Source organism: Clavibacter rahimiani (assembly GCF_052654495.1).
Genome location: NZ_CP199790.1, coordinates 590,976 through 611,588 on the forward strand (window position 1 = coordinate 590,976; position 20,613 = coordinate 611,588).

The window sequence follows — 20,613 nt, forward strand, 5'->3', positions numbered from 1 at the left end:
GCTCGCGCGGGAGGGGCGTCGTCGTGCGCGCGGCGCGCGGCCGGGTCAGGCGGCGGGCGACCAGCCGAGCGCCGGGCCGAGGCGCTCCGCGATGTCGGTGAGGATCTGCTCCAGGTCGGCCTCGCCGAAGGTGAAGGGCAGGGCGAAGGCGACCTCGTCGACCGCCTGGAACGCGGGATCCGCGTGCAGGCGCTCGGCGATCTGCTCCGAGGTGCCCACGAGGTCGGCCGCGAAGAGCATGGACTTCGGGCCCTGCGGGACGCCGACGCGGGCCGAGCGCTCGGCGGCGTACGCCTCGTAGCGGCGGCGCTGCTCCGGGGTGGCGCGGTCGGTGGGGATCACGACGAGCCCCTGCGAGACGCGCGCCGCGTCCCCGGCCGGGTGGGCGGCCCGGTAGGCGTCGATCTGCGCCCGCTGGTTCGCGGCGAAGTCCGGCCCGAGCTCGCCCTGGATCACGCTGGACGTGAGGAGGTGGAAGCCGTTCTCGGCGGCCCACACCGCGGATCGGGTGCTGCCCGCGCCGTACCAGAGCCGGTCGACGAGCCCCGCGGACTGCGGCTGCACGGTGGACGCGTACTCCTCCTGGCCCTCGCGGCCGGTGACGCCGCTCACCTCGTCGCCGCGCACGAGGTCGCGGAAGCGGAGGAGGCGGTCGTAGCCGAGCTCCTCCTGGTCGGCGGTGGTCGGGTAGATCGCGTGGCGGTAGGTCTCGAAGCGCATCGGCCGGCCCACCGAGAAGCCGGGCTGCAGGCGGCCGCCCGTGAGGAGGTCCACCGTGGCGAGGTCCTCGGCGAGGCGGAACGGGTTCTCGGCGCCGATGGGCGTCACGGCCGTGCCGAGGTCGATGCGGCTCGTGCGCTGGGAGGCGGCGGCGAGCACGGCGACGGGGGAGGAGATCCCGTGCTGGAGGTGGCGGTGCCGGAGCCAGGCGCTGTCGAGGCCCAGCTCCTCGCCGCGCTCGATGATGCGGAGGGTCGTCTCGTGGCCGGCCGCGGGATCCGCGGGGTCGAACAGGCCGATGGTGAGGAAGCCGAGGCGCCTCAGCGGGGTACCGGATGCGGGCATGGCACGAGGCTAGGCGGTCGCGGCCGGGAGACCGTCGAGGGCGTCGCGGATCTCCGCCGACCACGCGACCGGCGGCAGGTCGCCCGCGAGGACGAGGGCGCGCTCGAGGTCGGCGCGGCCGGCGTCCACCTCGCCGAGGGCGAGCCGGGCGAGGCCGCGGTTGCGGAGCGCGCGGGCCCGGTCGCGCTCGCCCGCGTAGTCGACGGCGGGACCGTCCGCGGTGGTCAGCATCGTCTCCGCGAGCTCGATCGACTCCGTGTGCCGACCGAGGCGGATGAGCGCCTTGCCGCACTGCGCGAGCGCGTCGAGGTGCGCCGCCCAGCGGTCGTGCTCGGCCATGCCGGGCTGGGGCTCGCGCGTGCGCTCGAGGATCTCCTCGTACGCCGCGAGGCCCGCAGCCGGGTCCGTCGCCAGCAGCGACCTGGCCAGGACGCCGCGGGAGTCGAGGACGGGACCCGGGAGGCCGAGATCCTCGAACGCGGCGATCGCGAGGCGCGTGGAAGCGACCGCGCCGTCGACGTCGCCGAGCGCCTCGAGGCACGCGCCGATGTCGGAGAGGGCCCGGGCCTGCCCGCGGCCGTCGCCGCTCGCGGTCGCGAGGGCGAGCGCGCGCCGGACCGTGACGACGGCGGCCGCCGGATCCCACTGCGCGTAGTGCTGGATGAACGCGACGTCCGTGAGGGCCTCCGCCTCGAGGGCGGCGTCGCCGGCGCGGTGCGCGAGCTCGGCGGTGACGCCGAACAGCTCGTGCCAGCGCCCCCACTCGAACCACCGGTCGCCGAACCACCGGATGTGCGGGGCCGCGGCGAGCGCGAGCGCGTCCCGGCCGTCGGTCGCGGCGGCGGCGTACTCCGGGAACCACGCGTCGACCTCGGTGACGAGCCACGCGCGGGCGTCGGCCCGCGAGCCGAACGCGAGCGCCGGACCGAGCCGGGGGTGCGGCGCGTCGTCCGGGGCGAACACGCGGCCGGCGGCGGCGGCGGTCGCGAGGGTCCACCGGCCGAGCCGCTCCGTCCGGCGCCGGACCTCGACGGGGTCCACGTCGGCACGCAGGCGCTCGGCGGCGTAGAGGCGGAGCAGGTCATGGAGGCGGTAGCGGGATCCGCTCAGCGTCTCGACCATGCCGAGGTCCGCGAGCTCGTCGAGCAGCCCGAGGGCAGCGTCCTCGCCGAGGCCGAGGACCGCGCCGGCCATGGGCGCCGCGAACGAGGATCCGCGGAGGAGCGCGAGGCTGCGGAACAGGTCGCGCGCGCCGGAGGTGAGGTGGGCGCACGAGGTCGCGAAGGCCGCGTGCACGCCCGTGTCGCCCGCGACCAGGGCCCCGAGGCGCCGGCCTTCCGCGCGGAGGCGCCGCACGTGGTCCTCGACGGTCGAGGCGGGCTGGGAGGCGATGCGGTGCCCCGCGACCCGGAGCGCGAGGGGCAGGTCGCCGCACAGGTGGGCCAGCTCGTCGAGGTCGGCGCCGACGCGCTGCGCCTCGGGGATGATCGCCTCCAGCAGCGCGACGCCGTCCCGCCGCGGCAGGACGGGCACGCGGAGGTGCCGCGCGCCGGCGAGCCCGGCGAGCGTCCGGCGCGAGGTGACGAGCACCATCGCGCCCGGATCCGCCGCCATGACGGGACGCACCTGCGCCTCCGTCGCCGCGTCGTCGAGCACCACCACGACGGGCTGCGCGGCGGTGGCCGCGGCCCAGGCCGCGGTCGCGTCCGCGAGATCGCCCCGCGCGCCCTCCGTGCCGGTCAGCTGCCGCAGCAGCGACTGGACCACGTCCAGCGGCTCGGCGGGCGCGTCGTCGAGCCCGCCGAGGTCGACGAACAGCCGCGGCCGCGAGCCCGCCGCGATCCGGTGGGCCGCCTCGACCGCGATGCTCGACTTGCCGACGCCCGGCGCCCCGCTCAGCACGACCAGCGTCGGAGCGGGGTGCGGCCCGGCGGCGGGACCCGTCGCGGCCGCGACCAGGCGGTCGATCTCCTCGTCGCGGCCGCGGAAGTCGGCCAGCCGGTAGGGCGCCGTCCCGCCGGATCCCGCGGGCCGGGTCGTCGATCCCGCGGCGGCGTCCGCCGGAGGTCGGGCGGCGGCGAGCAGCCGGTCGCGGCGGCTCCCCTCCAGGCCGAGCGCGTCCGCGAGCGCCTGCGTGGTCGACCGGCGGGGTCGCGCGCTGACGCCGCGCTCGATGTCGCTGATGGTGCGCACGCTCACGCCCGAGCGCTCGGCGAGGGCCTCCAGCGTGAGATCCGCCGACACCCGCAGGCCGCGGAGGAGGCCGCCGACCGCCGTCACGCGCGCCGTCCGTGGATCACCGGGGGAACAGCATGCGAACTGCCTGCTACCTGCATGGTGTCCGACCCCCTGGTGACGGTTCGATGGGCGTGATCACCAGGGAGAGATTCGCAGAACGCGGGTCCTCCCGCAAACGCGGAACGGGCCGCCGATCGGCCGCGCGACGCGGCGGGCGACCCCGACCACAGCAGAGAGGGAACCATGCCGCACTTCACCACCTCCGACGGGACCGAGCTCTACTACACCGACCAGGGCGCCGGGAAGCCCGTGCTGCTCAGCCACGGCTGGCCGCTCAGCTCCGACGCCTGGCAGGTCGAGATCAAGGTCCTCGTCGACGCCGGCTACCGCGCCATCGCGCACGACCGCCGCGGCCACGGCCGCTCCGCCAAGACCTCGACCGGCAACGACATGGACACGTACGCCCGCGACCTCGCGGAGCTCGTGGAGCACCTCGACCTGCAGGACCTCGTCGTCATCGGGCACTCGACGGGCGGCGGCGAGGTCGTCCGCTACGCCGCGCAGCACGGCGTCGGCCGCGTGCGCAAGGTCGTCACCGCGGGCGCCGTCCCGCCCGTGATGGTCGCGTCGGAGGCGAACCCCGACGGCGTCCCCCGCGAGGTCTTCGACGGGATCCGCGCGGGCGTGCTCGCCGACGCCTCGCAGTTCTACATCGACCTCTCGGACGCGTTCTTCGGCGCGAACCGCGAGGGCAGCGCCGTCTCCGAGGGCGCGAAGCGCGACTTCTGGCGCCAGGGCATGCTCGTCAACCTGATCGCGGCCTACGACTGCGTGGCCGCCTTCTCGGAGACCGACTTCTCGGAGGACCTCAAGGCGCTCGACGTGCCGATCCTCCTGGCGCACGGCGACGACGACCAGATCGTGCCGATCGCCAACGCGTCGCTCAAGTCCGCCGAGCTCGTCAAGCACGGCACCGTGAAGGTCTACGCGGGCGCGCCGCACGGCATCTCGGGCGAGTACCAGGTGCAGCTCGACCAGGACATCCTCGCGTTCATCGCGGACTGATCCACCGCGCCGCGCATCACCCGCGGGCGTCGCCGTCCCCCGACGGCGGCGCCCGCGGCGTCTACCGGCCCGCGATCTCCGTCAGGGCGGCCACGTGCCCGTCGAACGCGCGCTTGCCCGCGGCGGTGAGCGAGAGCCAGGTGAGCTGGCGGCGGTCGGCCCGGCCCGCCGACGGGGCCTTCCGGGACGCGACGTAGCCGCTGTCGGCCAGCAGCCTCAGGTGCTTGGAGAGGCTGGCGTCCGCGATGCCGAGCGCGTCGCGCAGCACCGTGAAGTCGATGTGGTCGACGCGTCGCAGGATCCCGCAGATGCGCAGGCGGACGGGCGCGTGGATCAGCTCGTCGAAGGCGGCCTCAGCCACGGCGGGCGATCTCCCGGACCGCCGCGCGGAACGCGAGCGTCGACAGCCAGGTGACCAGCGCGAAGGCCGCGAGCGCGGTGAGGGCCACCGCCCCGCCGAGTCCCTGCGCGACGAGCCCGAGCGAGATCGAGAACAGGGCGAGGCAGCCCGCCAGGGCGGCCGCCACGAGCAGCATCGCCCGCGCGCCGACCCGGCGGAACCGGATGCCCGTGCGGCGCCGGAGGAGCACCAGCAGCAGGATCACGGCGGCGACGGCGACCCAGGACGTGGTGGGCGGCTCGTAGTCGGCGCCGGGGGAGAGGGTCGCGGCCTGGGCGACCCATGCCAGCGCGACGGCGCCGAACCCGGCGAGGTGCCCGCGGGGCTCGGGGATGCGCGCGGCGAGGGCCGCGCGGTCGGCGTGCAGGCCGTCGAGGGCGGCGGCCGCGTCTGCTGCTCGATCGTTTTCCATGAGGGAAACCTACATGTCGGTTTCCCTCATGGCAAGGGATCGGCGTCGCCTCAGGGGATCAGGACGATCGAGCCCGTCGTGCGCCGGCCCTCGAGGTCCTCGTGCGCGCGGGCCGCGTCGGCGAGCGGGTAGGTCGCGCCGACGCGCACGTCGAGGGATCCGTCGAGCACCCCGGCGAACAGCTCGCCCGCGCGCCACCGCCGCTCCTCCGCATCGAGCAGGAAGTGGGCGAGGGTCGGGCGCGTGACGGACAGGGATCCGCCGGAGTTGAGGCGCTGCAGGTCGAACGGCGGGACCTGGCCGCTCGCGCCGCCGAAGAGCACGAGAGTGCCGCGGATGCGCAGGGAGTCGAGCGAGCCGTCGAACGTGTCGCGCCCCACGCCGTCGTAGACCACGTCGACCCCGCGGCCCTCGGTGAGCTCCCGCACCCGCACGGGCACGTCACCGTACCCGAGCACGTGCGTCGCGCCGGCCGCGCGCGAGAGGGCGGCCTTCTCCTCGCTGGAGACGGTGGTGATCACCTCGACGCCGCGGTCGCGGAGCAGCTGCGTGAGGAGGAGCCCCACGCCGCCGGCGCCCGCGTGCACGAGCGCGCGATCCCCGGGGCCGGCCGGGTACGAGCTCGTCGCGAGGTAGTGGGCGGTGAGCCCCTGGAGCGGCAGCGCGGCGGCGGTCTCCATGTCGACGCCGTCGGGCACGGGCAGCAGGGTCTCCGCGCGGACGAGCGCATGCTGCGCGTAGGTGCCGGACGCCTCGGCGGTCGCCACGCGGTCGCCGACGTGGACGCCCGTCACGCCGTCGCCGAGCGCCTCGATCACACCCGCGGCCTCCGACCCGGGCACGTACGGGTGCGCCATCGGGTAGACGCCGCTGCGGCGGTAGGTGTCGATGAAGTTGACGCCCGCGGCGTGCACGCGGATCCGCACCTCGCCGGGCCCGGGATCCGGCACCGGCCCGTCCGTCAGGGTCATGACCTCGGGGCCGCCGGGCCCCTCCACCTCGATGCGCGCGCTCATGGGTCCAGCCTGCCGGAATGCCGCCGCCGTGCGCGAGGTTGGCCTCGCATAGGCTCGACGACGAGCAGGTGCGCGCGGCAGCGCCCCGCACCGACCCGGATCACGACGAAGGTGGAACCCATGGCAGGTCGCGTCTACGACGACATCACCCAGCTGGTCGGCGGCACGCCGCTCGTCCGCCTGAACCGGCTCACGGAGGGGCTCGACGCGACCGTGCTCGTGAAGCTCGAGTCGCACAACCCCGCGTCCAGCGTGAAGGACCGCATCGGCGTCGCGATCATCGACGCGGCCGAGGCGTCCGGCCAGCTGCAGCCCGGCGGCACCATCGTCGAGGGCACGAGCGGCAACACGGGCATCGCGCTCGCCATGGTGGGCGCGGCCCGCGGCTACACGGTCATCCTCACCATGCCCGAGACCATGAGCATGGAGCGCCGGCTGGTGCTGCGCGCGTACGGGGCGCGGATCGTCCTGACCCCCGGCCCCGAGGGCATGCGCGGCGCGGTCGAGCGGGCGAAGCAGATCGTCGACGAGACGCCGAACGCCATCTGGGCCCAGCAGTTCGCGAACGCGGCGAACCCGCAGAAGCACCGCGAGACCACGGCCGAGGAGGTCTGGGCGGACACCGACGGCGCGGTCGACGTGTTCATCGCGGGCGTCGGCACGGGCGGCACCATCACGGGCGTCGGCCAGGTGCTCAAGGAGCGGAAGCCGGACGTGCGGATCGTCGCGGTCGAGCCGCTCGACTCGCCCATCCTCAACGGCGGGAAGCCCGGCCCGCACAAGATCCAGGGCATCGGCGCGAACTTCGTGCCCGAGATCCTCGACACCGAGGTCTACGACGAGGTCGTCGACGTCTCGCTCGAGGACTCCATCCGCGTCGCGCGCGCGCTCGCGACCGACGAGGGCATCCTCTGCGGCATCTCGTCGGGATCCATCGTGTGGGCCGCGCTCGAGATCGCGAAGCGGCCGGAGAGCGCGGGCAAGACCATCGTCGCCATCGTGTGCGACTACGGCGAGCGGTACCTCTCGACCGTGCTGTTCGACGACCTGCGCGACTAGGCGTGGGGATCGTCGCCCGCGTCGTCGAGGACCTCCGCTCCGCCCGCGCCCACGACCCCGCCGCGCGCGGGTACCTGGAGATGGTGCTCGGCTACCCGGGGCTGCACGCCGTGTGGCTGCACCGGATCTCGCACGCGCTCTGGCGGCGGCGGATCCGGCTGGCCGCCCGGCTGCTCGCGCAGGTCGGGCGCACGCTCACCGGCGTGGAGATCCACCCGGGTGCGCGCATCGGCCGGCGGCTGTTCATCGACCACGGCATGGGCGTCGTCATCGGCGCGACCGCGGAGATCGGCGACGACGTGCTGATGTACCACGGCGTCACGCTCGGCGGGAAGAGCCTCGTGCACGGCAAGCGGCACCCGACCGTCGGCGACGGCGTCACCATCGGCGCGGGGGCGAAGCTGCTCGGGCCCATCGCGATCGGCGCGGGCAGCGTCATCGGCGCCAACGCGGTGGTCGTGAAGGACGCGCCCGCGGGATCCGTGCTCACGGGCATCCCCGCGGTGGAGACCGGCAAGCGGGCGGGCCGCGGGCCGGACGCCCACGTGGATCCGGCCTTCTTCGTCGACCCGGCGATCTACATCTGATGCCGGGCGATCCCGAGGTCCCCCCGCTCCCCGAGCGGCCCGACGCCGCCGAGCCGACGCCGACCGTCGAGCTCTCGACCCACGGGGTCGGTCCCTGGCCGGGCGGTCCGGACGCGTGGCCCGACGAGCCGCACCTGGATCCCGAGCTGCTGGAGCGCGGCGACACCCGCAACGTCATCGACCGCTACCGGTACTGGTCCATGGACGCGATCGTCGCCGACCTCGACCAGCACCGGCACCCGTTCCACGTCGCCATCGAGAACTGGCAGCACGACATGAACATCGGGTCGATCGTCCGGAGCGCCAACGCGTTCGCGGCCGACACGGTGCACATCGTGGGCCGCCGCCGGTGGAACAAGCGCGGTGCCATGGTCACCGACCGGTACCAGCACGTCGTGCACCACGCGACCATCGCCCACCTCGTCGAGTGGGCGGCGGGCGAGGGCCTGCCGATCATCGCGATCGACAACGTCGACGGATCCGTGCTCCTGGAGACCACGCGCCTCCCCGAGCGCTGCGTGCTCGTCTTCGGCCAGGAGGGCCCCGGCCTCAGCGACGAGGCGGTGGCGGCGGCCGACATGACCGTCGCGATCTCGCAGTTCGGCTCCACGCGCTCCATCAACGCGTCGGCGGCGGCCGCGGTCGTGATGCACGCGTGGATCACGCAGCACGTGGTATTCGACTGACGGGCGACGCTCCCGTCGACTGAGCCGCGGCGGCGGATCTCGTCCCGGGGCGGCTCAGCGCGGCTCAGGCGCCCGACGGGTCGAGACGGGCGAGGAGCTCCGCCAGCGTGCGCCGCTCCCGCGCGTCGAGCGGGGCGAGCAGGGCCTCCTCCGTGGCGAGGTGGTCGGGGACCACGCGGTCGACGAGCTCGCGCCCGGTCGCGGTGAGTTCGACCAGCTTGCCGCGCCCGTCCTCGGGGCGGGGCAGCCGGGTCACGAGGCCGAGCCCCTCCAGGCGATTGAGGCGCTGGGCCACGGCGCTCGTGGTGATCATCGACTCGCGCGCGAGCGCGGCGGGCGCCAGCCGGAAGGGCGGGCCCTGGCGTCGCAGGGTGGCGAGGACGTCGAAGGTCGAGGCGTCGATCCCGTGGCGCGCGAACGTCGCGTCGGTCCCGGCCGCGAGCGCCGCGGCGGCCCTGGCGAGGCGTCCGATCACGGCCATGGGCGACGGGTCGAGGTCGGGGCGCTCCGTGCGCCACTGCTCGAGGATGCGGTCGACGTGGTCCATGGGATCCATCTTAATCGCTAAGCACTGAGCTACATTGGCTCCGTGCTCAGCCCTCGTCTCCGTCTCGTCCTCCTGACCGCCGTCGCGCCCGCCCTCTGGGGCACCACCTACGTCACGTCCACCGCCTTCCTCGTCCCCGGGCATCCGCTGCTCACCGCGACCCTCCGCGCGCTGCCCGCGGGACTGGTGCTCCTCGCGCTCGGCCGTCGGCTCCCGCACGGTGCGTGGTGGTGGCGCTCCGCGGTCCTCGGCGCGCTCAACATCGGGGCGTTCTTCGCGTTCCTGTTCATCGCCGCGGACCGTCTGCCGGGCGGCGTCGCGGCCGTCATCGGCGGGATCCAGCCGCTGCTCGTGTCCGCGCTCGCCGCGCGCGTCCTCCGGGAGCGCCTGCCGGTCGGCGCCCTGGTCGCCGCGGTCGCGGGGCTCGCGGGCGTCGCCCTGATCGTCCTGCGCGCGGACGCCCGGCTCGACGCGACGGGTGTCGCGGCGGCCCTCGCAGGAGCGGTGTGCATGGCGGTGGGCGTGGTGCTGGCGAAGCGGTGGGGGTCGGATCACCCGCCGCTCGTGACCACGTCCTGGCAGCTGCTCGCGGGTGGGATCCTGCTCGCCGTGCTCACGGTGGTGGCCGAGCCGCTGCCCGTCGAGCCCCTCACACCGCGCAACGTCGTCGGGTACGCGTACCTGGCGCTCGTGGGGACGGCGCTCGCGTACCTCCTCTGGTTCCGGGGCGTGAGCGCGCTGTCGGCCCGCGTGCCCGCGTTCCTCGGGCTGCTCAGCCCGGTCGTCGCGGTCGCGATCGGCGTCGGCTGGTCGGGCGAGACGCTGTCGGCGGCGCAGGCGGCGGGCATGGTGCTGGTGCTGGGGTCCGTCGGCGCGGCCGTCGCGATCCGGATGCCCGCGCCGCGGACGGCGAGGTCCGACGGACCCGGTGCGGAGCAGTCCCCGCCTGCCAGGACGTCCCGGTGACGGACCCCCGCGACCGCCTCCGCACCGACGCGGACGACCGCGACCTCTACGCGCGCACGAAGCGGGAGCTCATGGAGCGGCCCTGGGACGACATGAACGCCTACGCGGACGCGAAGTCCGAGGTGATCCAGGAGATCCTCGCGCGGGCTCGGGCGACGCGCGCCTCCTGACGCCGGCCCGCGCGGCCGCTTCGGCCTCGGTCAGGCGCCGGCGTCTTGCGACGGCTGGCGGAACGGCCAGTCGTCGTGCGTGTGCGGCACCGCGACGACCTGCACGTCGTCGGCGTAGACGACGCGCCCCGGCGTACGCGTGCGGATCTCGTGCCACGGCACCGCGTGCCGGTCGAGGAGGTCGAGGTAGTCGCGCGTGACGCGGAGGAGGTCGACGGCGTCGGTGCGGAACCAGGCGCGCGCCCGCGGGTTGATCGTGCGGTCGTAGCAGTCGGCGACCACCGGGGAGGGGTCCGCGTAGGCGGCGTTCATGTGCGCGTTGGAGGCCGTGATCCAGGCCATCTCCTCTTCCGACAGGCGGCCTTCGTCCCGGAGGCCGTTCGCCAGCGCGAAGACGCCGGGGAAGGACCCGTGGCGGTTGGGGGCGGCGCTCTGGAAGCGCACGAGGTCGGGCATCCGGCGAGAGTAGCCGGGCCTCCGTGATCCGGCTCGGCAGCGCCCCCAGGCGTGCGGGCGATGGCGGGGCACTCCGCCTGGGCGGCCGACCGACGTGGGCTGGCACGCTGGTCGCGCGCGCGGATCCGCCCGCGCGCGAGACGGGAGACCCATGACCGCCGTGACCCTGATCCGCTCCGCCGCCCTCTCCGGGGTCGCCGAGTACGCCTACGCGGCCACCGCGCCGGCCGACGCGCGGCTCATCTTCCTCGCGGGATCGTGCCCGCTCGACGCCGACGGCCGGACGGTCGGGGTCGGCGACCACGCCGCCCAGGCCGCGCGGTGCGTCGAGAACCTGCGGGTCGCGCTGGAGGCGGCGGGCGCCACGCTCGCCGACCTCGTCAGCACGCGCGTCCTCGTCGCGTCGAGCCGGCAGGCGGATCTCGTGACCACGTGGGAGGTCGTCCGCGACGCGCTCGCGCCGCACGATCCGCCGAGCACGCTGCTCGGGGTCACCGTGCTCGGCTACGACAACCAGCTCGTGGAGGTCGAGGCGGTCGCGGCCGTCGTCGACTGATCGGCGGACGCGGCGGGATCAGAGCGCCGTGGCGCGCCACGCGTCGACCGCGGCGAGCAGCTCGGCGCGGCGGTCGTCGGGGAGGAACGACGCCTCGATCGAGTTGCGGGCCAGCAGCGCCAGCGCGTCGTCGTCGAAGGCGTGCGCGCGGCGGAGCTGCCGCAGGTTCTCGCCGAGGTAGCCGCCGAAGTAGGCCGGGTCGTCGCTGTTGACGGTCACGAGGACGCCGCGCGCGAGCAGCTCCGGGAGCGCGTGCTCGTCGAGGGACTCGTTCACGCCGAGGCGCACGTTCGAGAGCGGGCAGACCGTGAGCGGGATCCGCTCGGCGACGAGCCGGTCGACGAGCGCGGGATCCTCGAGGCAGCGCACCCCGTGATCCACCCGCTCCACGTGCAGGAGGTCGAGCGCCTCGTGGATGTAGGACGGCGGCCCCTCCTCGCCCGCGTGCGCGACCGCGTGCAGGCCGAGCTCGCGCGCGCGGGCGAAGACGTCGACGAAGAGGGACGGCGGGTAGCCGACCTCCGCCGAGTCGAGGCCCACGGCGAGGATCTCGTGCGCGCGGCCGGCGACCGACTCCAGGGTGGCCATCGCCTCCTCCACCGGGCGGTCGCGCAGGAAGCTGAGGATCAGGCCGCCGGAGATGCCGTGGCGGACGCGTGCGTCGCGGAGGGCGTCGAGGAGGCCGTCGAGCACGTCGTCGACGGGCACGCCGCGGGTCGTGTGCGCCTGCGGGTCGAAGGACATCTCGACGTGCCGGATCCCGTCGGCCGCGGCGCGCTCGAGGTACGCGGCGGCGAGGTCGTGGAAGTCGCGGCGGGTGCGGAGGACCGCGGTGCAGGCGTAGTAGAGGTCGAGGAACGACTGCAGGTCGGTGAAGGCGTAGCGCGAGCGGAGGTCCTCGATGCCGGCGTAGGGCAGCTCGACGCCGTTGCGCTCGGCCAGCTCGAACACGAGCTCGGGCTCGAGGGTGCCCTCGACGTGCAGGTGCAGCTCGGCGGTGGGCGGGAGCGTGGAGATCATCCGCCCACGGTATCGGGCCGCGTCAGGGTGACCGCCAGGTCGACCGCTGGGCGCTGGGCGCGGGCGTCCGTAGGCTCGGGGCATGGAGGCGTTCGAGGTCACGGTGCTCGGGGAGCTGTGGCGGATCGCCGAGCGGGAGCCGAGGGGCGCGACCCCGTCGTACGACCTCGCCTGGCTCACCGGGCCGGCGGGCGGCACGTACGGGTTCACCATCGGGGGCGGGCACCTGACCCCCGAGCAGCTGATCGCGGAGGCGACCGCGTTCGTGGAGGGCTCCTCCGAGCCCGGCGGCCTCGGCGAGGACCCCACGGGCTTCACCCCCGCACGCTTCCGCGGCGAGGGGCATGGCGGGCAGCCGGCGCCGGGGCGCGGATGAGCGCGCGCGTGCATCACCGGATCCTCGGCCGCACGGTCCTCGTCCTCTGCGCGGCCCTCGGGGTGCTGGCGCTCGGGATCGTCCTCGTCGCCGAGCCCGACGGGGCGCCGACGTCGGCGGATCCGGGTGCGCCCTCGGTCCCGTGGTGGGCTGTGCTCCTGCCCGCAGCCGTGGGCATCGCCCTCACGCTGACGCTGCCGCGTCGGATGCCGGAGCAGCCCGTGATCGTGTCCGCGCCGGCGCGGCACTGGGCGGCGACGTGGATCCTGCTGGTGCTCGCCGCGGCCTTCCCGCTCGCGGTGGGAGCGCTCGGGCTGGCGCGGAGCGAGGGCTACGTCCTCCTGAAGGTCGTCATGCTGATCGCCCTGCCCGCCGTCGTGGTCGGCGTGCTGCGCGGCGTCCGCATCGACCGCGTCCGCGATGCGCGGCGCTGGTGGGCGCCGACCGTGGTCGTGGTGGTGTGGGTGCTCCTGTCGCAGGTCGCGCCATGGAACCCGCGGCCGGACCTGGGCGGCGTCGACACCTCGACGCTGCTCGTCACCGCGGTGGCGACGGCGCTGACCGCCGGGATCGGCGAGGAGCTGTTCTACCGGCGGTGGTTGCAGACGCGGCTCGAGGCGTCGCTCGGCCCCGCGCCCGGCATCGCCCTCGCGTCGCTGGCCTTCGCGCTCATGCACCTGGCCTCCCACGGCACGGGCGCCCCGGTGCTGGACGTGGCCCGCGTCGTCGTCGCGCAGGGGTCGTTCGGGCTCCTGCTCGGGATCCTGTGGTGGCGGCATCGGAACCTGCCCGCGATCGTCGCCGCGCACGTCGTCATGAACGGATGGCCGGTCGCCGAGCATCTGGTCACGTGACGCGGGCCGGCGCCGCTGCGGCACCGCGACCCGTCTGCGAGCATGGCCGCATGGATCCCGACGACGAGCCCGACCTGGTCCCCGAGCTGCTGATCACGGACCTCGCCGCGAGCCTCGTGTTCTGGCGCGACCTCTGCGGCTTCGCGGTGCGCTATGACCGCCCGGCGGAGGGCTTCGCGTACATCGCGCGCGGCGGCGCGCACCTCATGCTCGAGCAGGCGGGCATCATCCGGAACTGGGTGACGGGGCCGCTGGAGCGGCCGTACGGGCGGGGGATCAACTTCCAGATCGCCGTCGAGGACGCCGACGTCGTCGCGGAGGCGCTCGCCGCGGGCGGCGTCGCGCTCTTCCTCGAGCCGGAGACGACCTGGTACCGGATCGGCGACGTGGAGGCGGGCGTCCGTCAGCTCCTCGTGCAGGATCCCGACGGCTACCTCGTGCGCTTCCAGTCGTCGATCGGGCAGCGGCCCGTCGGCGAGCCCACGGCGGGCTGACGGCCGGTCCGGCGCCTAGGGCGTCGGCTCGCCCGTGGGGCCGGACGGGGCGTCCTCGCCGACGCCGCTGGCGGGCTCGCCCTCCCAGGACTCGAGGGTCCAGTCGGTGCCGGATCCCTCCAGCACCACGACGCCCGTGTTCTGGAGGGCGTGGTCGGCCACGAAGGCCGCGTCGAGGCCGCGGGCCCGCATGCCCGTCCACGAGCGGATGGCGGCACCGTGGCTGACGATCGCCACCGTGCCGTGCTCCGAGGCCTCGGCCTCCGCGACGACGGCGTCGAACCGCGCCGCGAACTCCCGGCCGGTCTCGCCGCCCGCCAGCGGCATTGCCTCCTCGCCGCCCACCCAGCGGACCATCGTGCCCAGGTACTCCGCGACCGCCTCGGCGTCGCCGCGCATCTCGAGGTCGGCGGCGGCGATCTCCCGGATGCCGTCGCGCTCGATCGGCTCCAGGCCGAGCGCGTGCGCGAGCGGCGCGGCCGTCTCGTGCGTGCGGACCATGGTTGAGACGTAGATCGCGCCGATCCGCTCGCCCCGCAGCGCCGACGGCAGGAGCGACGCCTGCGTGCGGCCGAGGTCGGTGAGGACGGGGCCGGGGATGCGGGTGTCGAGGACCCCGTGGACGTTCGAGATGGTCTGTCCGTGGCGGATCAGGATCAGGCGCATGCCCCGACGCTACCCCGGTGCGGCAGGGCGCGGTCCGCGGCCCGGACGCAGGAGGGCCCCACGGATCCGATGATCCGCGGGGCCCTTCGACGAGGGGTCGCTGCTTACGCGAACGTCTTCGCGTCGATGACGAAGCGGTAGCGCACGTCGGACTTGAGGACGCGCTCGTAGGCCTCGTTGATCTGGTCGGCCGAGATGAGCTCGGTCTCCGGGAGGATGTCGTGCTCGGCGCAGAAGTCGAGCATCTCCTGGGTCTCGGCGATGCCGCCGATCATGGATCCGGCCCAGCTGCGGCGCGCGGGGATGAGCGCGAACGCGGGGATCTCGAGCGGCTCCGAGGGGGCCCCGACGTTGACCAGCGTGCCGTCGATCGCGAGCAGGCCGATGTACTTCGACATGTCGAGCTTCGCGGAGACGGTGTTGATGATCAGGTCGAACGAGCTGGCGAGCTCCTCGAAGGTCGACTCGTCGCTGGTCGCGAAGTAGCGGTCGGCGCCGAGGCGGAGGCCGTCCTCCTTCTTGGAGAGCGTCTGCGAGAGCACGGTTACCTCCGCGCCCATGGCGTGCGCGATCTTCACGGCCATGTGGCCGAGGCCGCCCATGCCGACCACCGCGACGCGCGTGCCGGGGCCCGCGTTCCAGTGGCGCAGCGGCGAGTAGGTCGTGATGCCGGCGCACAGCAGCGGCGCGACCTTCTCGATGTCGAGGGACTCGGGGACGCGGAGGACGAAGTCCTCGTCGACCACGACGGCCTCGGAGTAGCCACCCTGCGTGATGGTGCCGTCGGCCGGGTCGGTGCCGCCGTAGGTCTGGATGTTGCCCTTCAGGCAGTACTGCTCCTGGCCGGCCGTGCACTGCGCGCACTCGCCGCAGGAGTTGACCATGCAGCCGACGCCGACGAGGTCGCCGACCTGGTGCTTGGTGACCTCGGAGCCGACCTCGGTGACGCGGCCGACGATCTCGTGGCCGACGACCTGCGGGTAGGCGATGGGGCCCCACTCGCCGCGGACGGTGTGGATGTCGGAGTGGCAGACGCCCGAGTAGGCGATGTCGATGGAGACGTCCTTCGGGCCGACGTCGCGGCGCTCGATGGTGGTCTTGGTGATGGGATCGGTGGCGGACGTGGCCGCGTAGGCGTTGACGGTGCGCATGGTTCTCCTTGAGCTGTCCGGTGGGGGAGGGGAGGGATCGGGTCGATCCGGCCGCGCCCTCTTCGGATGCGGTACCCCTCGACGCTACGCCCGCCGGGGAGCCCTCCCCGACCGGCGCGGGCGGGGCGGTGCCCGGCGGATAGCGTGGGGGGATGCCCGCCTCGACCCTCCCCGGCCCGGTCCCGACGCGATCCGGCCCGGTGACGGGGATCCGCGACGGCGACGTGGAGCGGTACCTGGGGATCCGCTACGCGACGGCCGCCCGGGGCGAGCCGCCGGTCGCGGCCGAGCCCGTGCGCGGATCCGACGGGGAGCCCGTCGTGCTGGCGGCCGTGCGCCCCGCGCCGGCCTGCCCGCAGCCGTCGTCGCGGATCCTCGACACGCTGATGCGCGGCGCCCTCGACGGCGTCGAGCGGTCGGAGGACTGCCAGCGGCTCTCGATCACGCGGCCGGCCGACATGGCGCCCGGCGAGACGCTGCCCGTCATCGTGTGGTTCCACGGCGGCGGGTACACGACGGGCGCGGGGGACCTCGCCATCCACGACCCGCACGACCTCGTCGTCGAGCAGCGGGTCATCGTCGTCGCGGTCACCGCGCGGCTCGGGCTCCTCGGCTTCGGCGGCGGCGGCGGGCGACGACCGCACGACGGGCCGCCCGCGAACCTCGGGCTCCTCGACCAGGTGGAGGCGCTGCGCTGGGTCCGCGACTCCGTCGCCGCGTTCGGCGGCCGCCCCGACGAGGTCACCGCGATGGGCCAGTCGGCGGGCGGCGACGCGATCCTGCACCTCATGATCAGCGACGGCGCCCGGGGCCTCTTCCACCGGGCGATCGTGCAGAGCCCGCCCATCGGGATCACGGGCGGGCGCGAGCGCATGTTCCGGGCGATGGCGCGCGTGACCCGGTCGCTGGCGCTCGACGCGCCGCTCGCCGAGGTGATGCGGCGGCAGGCGCGGGCCGAGCGTGCGTCGTGGCCGTCGGGGATCCGCGCGGGCCTGCCGTGGGGGCCGCGCTACGGCCACGCGCCGCTGCCCGCCGAGGCCGACCGGGACGCCGCGTGGCGGGCCGTCGCCCCCGAGGTGGACCTCCTCATCGGCACGACGCGCGACGAGACCGCGATGTACCTGCCCGCGCTGCCGGTGGTCGCGCCGCTGCTCCGCGTGCCGGTCGTGGGCGGGGCGCTGCGCCGCGTGCTGATGCGCGGCGTCGTCCGGCCCACCACGCGCCGCGTCTACGCGCGGCCCGTCCGGGCGTTCGCCGCCCGGCACCGCGCCGCGGGCGGCCGTGCCGTGCGCTACGTCCTCCGGGCGGCTCCGGCGTCGAGCCCCATCGGCGCGGGGCACACCGCGGACGTGCCGCTGATCCTCGGCACGCGCGCCGCGTGGACGGCCGTGGACCTCGTCGGCCCGGCCGCGTGGCCGGAGGTGGCCGCGCGCGGACGCGCCGTCCGACGGGTGTGGGCCGACTTCGCCCGCACGGGCACCGTGGCGGCGGACGCCGACGCGCGCGCCTGCGGCATGTCGTTCGACCGGGGCTGATCCGCGCCACCGCCGTCGTTCCGCGCCGCCGCGTTCCCGTCGCCTCCGTTCCTGCCTGTCAAGGGGTAGGCGCTCCGCCTCCCGAGGAGTGTGCTGGATCCACCGGACGAGGGGAGCGACATGCGAGCGATGGTCTATCGAGGGCCCTACAGGATCCGCGTGGAGGAGAAGGACATCCCCCGCATCGAGCACCCGAACGACGCGATCATTCGCGTCACCCGAGCGGCGATCTGCGGATCCGACCTGCACCTGTACCACGGCCTCCTGCCGGACACGCGGGTCGGCACCACGTTCGGCCACGAGTTCATCGGCGTCGTGCACGAGGTCGGCTCGTCGGTCGAGAACCTCCAGGTCGGCGACCGCGTGATGGTGCCCTTCAACATCTACTGCGGCTCGTGCTTCTTCTGCGCCCGCGGCCTCTACTCGAACTGCCACAACGTGAACCCGAACGCCACGGCGGTCGGCGGCATCTACGGCTACTCGCACACGACGGGCGGCTACGACGGCGGTCAGGCCGAGTTCGTGCGCGTGCCGTTCGCGGACGTCGGGCCCATGGTGATCCCCGAGGACATCCACGACGAGGACGCGCTCCTCATGACCGACGCGCTCTCCACGGGCTACTTCGGCGCGCAGCTCGGCGACATCGTCGAGGGCGACACCGTGGCCGTGCTCGGCGCCGGACCCGTCGGCCTCTACGCCGCGCGCTCGGCGTGGTTCATGGGCGCCGGCCGCGTGATCGTCGTCGACCAGCTCGACTACCGCCTCCGCATGGCCGAGTCGTTCGCGCACGCGGAGACGCTCGACTTCTCCGCCGTGAAGGACACCGTGCTGGAGCTCAAGCACCGCACCGGCGGGCTCGGTGCGGACGTGGTCATCGACGCCGTGGGCGCGGAGGCCGACGGGCACGCGCTGCACCAGATCACGGGCACGAAGATCAAGGTCCAGGGCGGGTCGCCCGTCGCGCTGAACTGGGCCATCGACAGCGTGCGCAAGGGCGGCACCGTGAGCGTCATGGGCGCCTACGGGCCCGTGCCCGCGGCGATCAAGTTCGGCGACGCCGTGAACAAGGGCATCACCATGCGCATGAACCAGGCGCCCGTGAAGCGGCAGTGGCCGCGGCTCATGGAGCACATCCGGGCGGGGCACTTCGCGCCGCGCGACATCATCACGCACCGGATCCCGCTCGAGCACATCGCGGAGGGGTACCACACGTTCTCCGCGAAGCTCGACGACTGCGTCAAGACCGTCATCACGTTCGACGAGGACTAGGAGCCGACCATGCCGTACCGCGCGAGCGACCACCACCGCCCCATCGACGCCGACGCCCTCCGGGCCCGCATCCCGGGCTGGGGCGCCGACCTCGACCACGCCGACCGCCCCGCGTTCCCGCGCGAGCGCACCGACCTCGTGTCCGGCGCGCACTGGGACATGCCGGAGCGCCAGGAGGAGCTCGCGCCCCGCGAGCGCTCCATCGAGCACACGGAGCTGCCGCCCGTCTTCGGCACGGTCGCGCCGCTGCACGGCGTCTCGGGAGCGATCAAGCGCTTCGCGTACGCGAAGTACAGCGAGGGCCGCTCCGTGCACTGGCTGCTGCTGATGCTCGGGGACCGGGTCGACGCGGCGGGCGCGCACCTCGGATCCCTCGTGAGCGGGCACCCGGACGACCCGTTCACCGAGACGGGCGTGCTCAGCGAGCCGCGCCACCACCCGATCTCGTCGCGGTTCGGGCGCGGGCGGGCCGACATGAAGCACATGTGGATGGATCCGCTCATCGTCGGCGCCTGGCCCATCGCCGCCGTCACGCTGCTGTTCGTGCTGCGGCGGAAGCGCCGCTGAGCCGCGGCACGGCGCCCGGGCGCGTCAGTCGAGCTGCACGCGCCGCGGCCCGGCGCCGCGGTCGCCCAGCGCGTCGTCCGGGTTGAGCAGGCCGCACGCCTTCATCGACAGGCAGCCGCAGCCGATGCAGCCCGTGAGCTCCCGCTCCAGCCGCTCGATGCCCTGGCGCCGCTCCTCGAGCAGGCGCTTCCAGCGACGGGACGCGCGCTGCCAGTCGGCGTGGCTCGGCGGGCGGTCGAGCGGCACGTCGTCGAACGTGGCCTGCACGTCGGCGAGCGGGATCCCGAGGCGCTTGGCCACCGTGATCAGCGACACCCGCCGCAGCATGTGCCGCGCGTACCGGCGCTGGTTGCCGGCGGTGCGCTCGGCGGCGATGAGGCCGAGCTCCTCGTAGAAGCGGAGCGCGGACGCGGCGACGCCCGTGCGCGTGGTCATCTCGCCGACCGTGAGCAGCTCGCCGGGCGCGTGCCGCGGCCCAGCCTGCGCATCCGCCACGACGTCTCCCCTCGATTGACCTCAAGGGTACGTGAGGTTCTAACCTGGAGACCATGCCCATCACCACCCCCGCCGCCCCGTCGGCTCCCACCCGTGAGGACGCCCTGTGACCTACGTGATCGCCCTCCCGTGCGTCGACGTCAAGGACCGCGCGTGCATCGACGAGTGCCCGGTGGACTGCATCTACGAGGGCGAACGCTCCCTCTACATCCACCCCGACGAGTGCGTCGACTGCGGCGCCTGCGAGCCCGTGTGCCCCGTCGAGGCCATCTACTACGAGGACGACCTGCCCGAGAAGTGGTCGGACTACTACACCGCGAACGTCGAGTTCTTCGCCGACCTGGGCTCGCCCGGCGGCGCGACGAAGGTGGGCGTCATCGCCAAGGACCACCCGGTGATCGCCGTCCTCCCGCCCCAGGGCCCGGCCGCGTGAGCGCCGACCCGGACCTCTTCAAGGCCGCGTTCCGCGGGCACCCTGCGGGCGTCGCACTCATCACGGCGCGCACCGCGGAGGGGCCGTCGGGGCTCACCGCGTCGAGCGTCGCGTCGCTCTCGGTGGACCCGCCCGCGCTCTCGTTCTCGGTGACGCGCGCCACGGGATCCGCCGGCGCGATCCTCGAGGCCGACACCTACCTCGTCCACCTGCTCGCCGGCCGTCACGCCGCTCTCGCGCGCGCGTTCGCCGTCTCCGGGTCGCCGCGCTTCACCGCGGAGCAGGGCTTCCAGGAGCTGCCGACCGGCGAGCCGCTGCTCGCCGACGCGCGCGCCGCCCTCCGCTGCCGCACGATCCAGACCGTGCCGGTCGGCGGATCCGTGCTGGTCGTCGCCGAGGTCCTCGACGTGATCCTCGGCGAGCCGGCCCCGCCGCTCGTCTACCGCGACCGCCGCTTCCACCTGCTCGAGGACGACCACCCGGAGCTGTAGGCGCCGGGCGGCCGCCCTCCGCCGACTCATCCTCGAATC

General features: G+C 74.6%; 26 protein-coding genes. 15 read left to right on the forward strand and 11 right to left on the reverse strand.

What is annotated here, in order from left to right; genetic code table 11:
* Nucleotides 1-45: 45 nt before the first annotated feature.
* Both ACT7CP_RS02995 and ACT7CP_RS03000 read right to left on the reverse strand, forming a co-directional pair.
* Entirely contained in the window at nt 46-1,065 is a 1,020-nt protein-coding gene (locus ACT7CP_RS02995) for an LLM class flavin-dependent oxidoreductase (protein ID WP_445443322.1), read from the reverse strand.
* 9 nt (nt 1,066-1,074) lie between these two features.
* Nucleotides 1,075-3,345 (reverse strand): helix-turn-helix domain-containing protein, encoded by a 2,271-nt coding sequence (locus ACT7CP_RS03000; protein ID WP_445443323.1) that lies wholly within the window; start codon nt 3,343-3,345, stop codon nt 1,075-1,077.
* A 201-nt stretch (nt 3,346-3,546) separates the two neighbouring features.
* On the opposite strand from ACT7CP_RS03000, the gene ACT7CP_RS03005 reads away from it, so the two are divergent.
* Nucleotides 3,547-4,368 (forward strand): alpha/beta fold hydrolase, encoded by an 822-nt coding sequence (locus ACT7CP_RS03005; protein WP_413962403.1) that lies wholly within the window; start codon nt 3,547-3,549, stop codon nt 4,366-4,368.
* Between the two features lie 61 nt (nt 4,369-4,429).
* Here ACT7CP_RS03005 and ACT7CP_RS03010 read toward each other — a convergent pair whose 3' ends face one another.
* From ACT7CP_RS03010 to ACT7CP_RS03020, 3 genes are read right to left on the reverse strand one after another with little or no spacing between them, the layout of a single operon-like run.
* Entirely contained in the window at nt 4,430-4,729 is a 300-nt protein-coding gene (locus ACT7CP_RS03010; RefSeq protein ID WP_445443324.1) for a transcriptional regulator, read from the reverse strand.
* Entirely contained in the window at nt 4,722-5,180 is a 459-nt protein-coding gene (locus ACT7CP_RS03015) for a hypothetical protein (RefSeq protein WP_445443325.1), read from the reverse strand. The genes ACT7CP_RS03010 and ACT7CP_RS03015 overlap by 8 nt, the downstream gene beginning before the upstream one ends.
* Before the next feature lie 50 nt (nt 5,181-5,230).
* Nucleotides 5,231-6,196: a quinone oxidoreductase family protein gene (locus ACT7CP_RS03020; protein WP_413962406.1), complete on the reverse strand. Its 966-nt coding sequence runs from the start codon at nt 6,194-6,196 to the stop codon at nt 5,231-5,233.
* A 120-nt stretch (nt 6,197-6,316) separates the two neighbouring features.
* On the opposite strand from ACT7CP_RS03020, the gene cysK reads away from it, so the two are divergent.
* From cysK to ACT7CP_RS03035, 3 genes are read left to right on the forward strand one after another with little or no spacing between them, the layout of a single operon-like run.
* Entirely contained in the window at nt 6,317-7,255 is a 939-nt protein-coding gene (gene cysK, locus ACT7CP_RS03025; protein WP_445443326.1) for a cysteine synthase A, read from the forward strand.
* Nucleotides 7,256-7,257: 2 nt separating this feature from the next.
* Nucleotides 7,258-7,842: a serine O-acetyltransferase EpsC gene (gene epsC / locus ACT7CP_RS03030; RefSeq protein WP_445443327.1), complete on the forward strand. Its 585-nt coding sequence runs from the start codon at nt 7,258-7,260 to the stop codon at nt 7,840-7,842.
* Nucleotides 7,842-8,528, forward strand: a complete 687-nt coding sequence (locus ACT7CP_RS03035; protein WP_445443328.1) for a TrmH family RNA methyltransferase — start codon at nt 7,842-7,844, stop codon at nt 8,526-8,528. The genes epsC and ACT7CP_RS03035 overlap by 1 nt, the downstream gene beginning before the upstream one ends.
* 64 nt (nt 8,529-8,592) lie before the next feature.
* Here ACT7CP_RS03035 and ACT7CP_RS03040 read toward each other — a convergent pair whose 3' ends face one another.
* Nucleotides 8,593-9,075, reverse strand: a complete 483-nt coding sequence (locus tag ACT7CP_RS03040) for a MarR family winged helix-turn-helix transcriptional regulator (RefSeq protein ID WP_445443329.1) — start codon at nt 9,073-9,075, stop codon at nt 8,593-8,595.
* Between the two features lie 42 nt (nt 9,076-9,117).
* On the opposite strand from ACT7CP_RS03040, the gene ACT7CP_RS03045 reads away from it, so the two are divergent.
* Both ACT7CP_RS03045 and ACT7CP_RS03050 read left to right on the forward strand, forming a co-directional pair.
* Nucleotides 9,118-10,041 carry an EamA family transporter gene (locus ACT7CP_RS03045; protein WP_445443330.1) on the forward strand — a complete coding sequence of 308 codons (924 nt, stop codon included), beginning with the start codon at nt 9,118-9,120 and terminating at the stop codon, nt 10,039-10,041.
* Nucleotides 10,038-10,211, forward strand: a complete 174-nt coding sequence (locus tag ACT7CP_RS03050) for a GrpB family protein (RefSeq protein WP_445443331.1) — start codon at nt 10,038-10,040, stop codon at nt 10,209-10,211. The genes ACT7CP_RS03045 and ACT7CP_RS03050 overlap by 4 nt, the downstream gene beginning before the upstream one ends.
* A gap of 30 nt (nt 10,212-10,241) precedes the next feature.
* Here the strand turns inward: ACT7CP_RS03050 and ACT7CP_RS03055 are convergent, their stop codons facing one another.
* A complete protein-coding gene (locus ACT7CP_RS03055) occupies nt 10,242-10,667 on the reverse strand; it encodes a hypothetical protein (protein ID WP_445443332.1) in 426 nt (141 codons plus the stop codon).
* A gap of 151 nt (nt 10,668-10,818) precedes the next feature.
* Between ACT7CP_RS03055 and ACT7CP_RS03060 the strand changes: the two genes are divergently transcribed.
* Nucleotides 10,819-11,223, forward strand: coding sequence for a RidA family protein (locus ACT7CP_RS03060; protein WP_413962414.1), 405 nt, complete (start codon nt 10,819-10,821; stop codon nt 11,221-11,223).
* Nucleotides 11,224-11,241: 18 nt separating this feature from the next.
* Here ACT7CP_RS03060 and ACT7CP_RS03065 read toward each other — a convergent pair whose 3' ends face one another.
* Entirely contained in the window at nt 11,242-12,243 is a 1,002-nt protein-coding gene (locus ACT7CP_RS03065) for an adenosine deaminase (protein WP_445443333.1), read from the reverse strand.
* An 82-nt stretch (nt 12,244-12,325) separates the two neighbouring features.
* Between ACT7CP_RS03065 and ACT7CP_RS03070 the strand changes: the two genes are divergently transcribed.
* Genes ACT7CP_RS03070 through ACT7CP_RS03080 form a run of 3 tightly spaced genes read left to right on the forward strand, consistent with a single transcriptional unit; the run spans nt 12,326 to nt 13,967 of the window.
* Nucleotides 12,326-12,619 carry a hypothetical protein gene (locus ACT7CP_RS03070; protein ID WP_445443334.1) on the forward strand — a complete coding sequence of 98 codons (294 nt, stop codon included), beginning with the start codon at nt 12,326-12,328 and terminating at the stop codon, nt 12,617-12,619.
* Nucleotides 12,620-12,627: 8 nt separating this feature from the next.
* Nucleotides 12,628-13,473, forward strand: a complete 846-nt coding sequence (locus tag ACT7CP_RS03075; RefSeq protein WP_413962417.1) for a CPBP family intramembrane glutamic endopeptidase — start codon at nt 12,628-12,630, stop codon at nt 13,471-13,473.
* A 50-nt stretch (nt 13,474-13,523) separates the two neighbouring features.
* Nucleotides 13,524-13,967 carry a bleomycin resistance protein gene (locus tag ACT7CP_RS03080; protein ID WP_445443335.1) on the forward strand — a complete coding sequence of 148 codons (444 nt, stop codon included), beginning with the start codon at nt 13,524-13,526 and terminating at the stop codon, nt 13,965-13,967.
* Between the two features lie 15 nt (nt 13,968-13,982).
* Here ACT7CP_RS03080 and ACT7CP_RS03085 read toward each other — a convergent pair whose 3' ends face one another.
* Both ACT7CP_RS03085 and ACT7CP_RS03090 read right to left on the reverse strand, forming a co-directional pair.
* Nucleotides 13,983-14,633 (reverse strand): histidine phosphatase family protein, encoded by a 651-nt coding sequence (locus ACT7CP_RS03085; RefSeq protein WP_413962419.1) that lies wholly within the window; start codon nt 14,631-14,633, stop codon nt 13,983-13,985.
* 104 nt (nt 14,634-14,737) lie between these two features.
* Nucleotides 14,738-15,784, reverse strand: coding sequence for an NAD(P)-dependent alcohol dehydrogenase (locus tag ACT7CP_RS03090; RefSeq protein ID WP_445443336.1), 1,047 nt, complete (start codon nt 15,782-15,784; stop codon nt 14,738-14,740).
* Nucleotides 15,785-15,936: 152 nt separating this feature from the next.
* Between ACT7CP_RS03090 and ACT7CP_RS03095 the strand changes: the two genes are divergently transcribed.
* From ACT7CP_RS03095 to ACT7CP_RS03105, 3 genes are all read left to right on the forward strand, one after another.
* Complete coding sequence (locus ACT7CP_RS03095; protein ID WP_445443337.1) at nt 15,937-17,319, forward strand: carboxylesterase family protein; 1,383 nt, start codon at nt 15,937-15,939, stop codon at nt 17,317-17,319.
* A 120-nt stretch (nt 17,320-17,439) separates the two neighbouring features.
* Nucleotides 17,440-18,588 (forward strand): zinc-dependent alcohol dehydrogenase, encoded by a 1,149-nt coding sequence (locus ACT7CP_RS03100; RefSeq protein WP_445443338.1) that lies wholly within the window; start codon nt 17,440-17,442, stop codon nt 18,586-18,588.
* A 9-nt stretch (nt 18,589-18,597) separates the two neighbouring features.
* Nucleotides 18,598-19,155, forward strand: coding sequence for a hypothetical protein (locus ACT7CP_RS03105; RefSeq protein ID WP_445443339.1), 558 nt, complete (start codon nt 18,598-18,600; stop codon nt 19,153-19,155).
* Between the two features lie 24 nt (nt 19,156-19,179).
* Here ACT7CP_RS03105 and soxR read toward each other — a convergent pair whose 3' ends face one another.
* The gene (soxR, locus tag ACT7CP_RS03110; RefSeq protein ID WP_307503744.1) at nt 19,180-19,650 is read right to left on the reverse strand and encodes a redox-sensitive transcriptional activator SoxR; all 471 of its coding nucleotides are present in this window, start codon (nt 19,648-19,650) and stop codon (nt 19,180-19,182) included.
* A 106-nt stretch (nt 19,651-19,756) separates the two neighbouring features.
* Here soxR and fdxA point away from each other — a divergent pair, with 106 nt between their 5' ends.
* Nucleotides 19,757-20,083: a ferredoxin gene (fdxA, locus tag ACT7CP_RS03115; RefSeq protein ID WP_307503741.1), complete on the forward strand. Its 327-nt coding sequence runs from the start codon at nt 19,757-19,759 to the stop codon at nt 20,081-20,083.
* Nucleotides 20,080-20,574 (forward strand): flavin reductase family protein, encoded by a 495-nt coding sequence (locus tag ACT7CP_RS03120; protein WP_413962424.1) that lies wholly within the window; start codon nt 20,080-20,082, stop codon nt 20,572-20,574. The genes fdxA and ACT7CP_RS03120 overlap by 4 nt, the downstream gene beginning before the upstream one ends.
* The last annotated feature ends 39 nt before the right edge of the window (nt 20,575-20,613 follow it).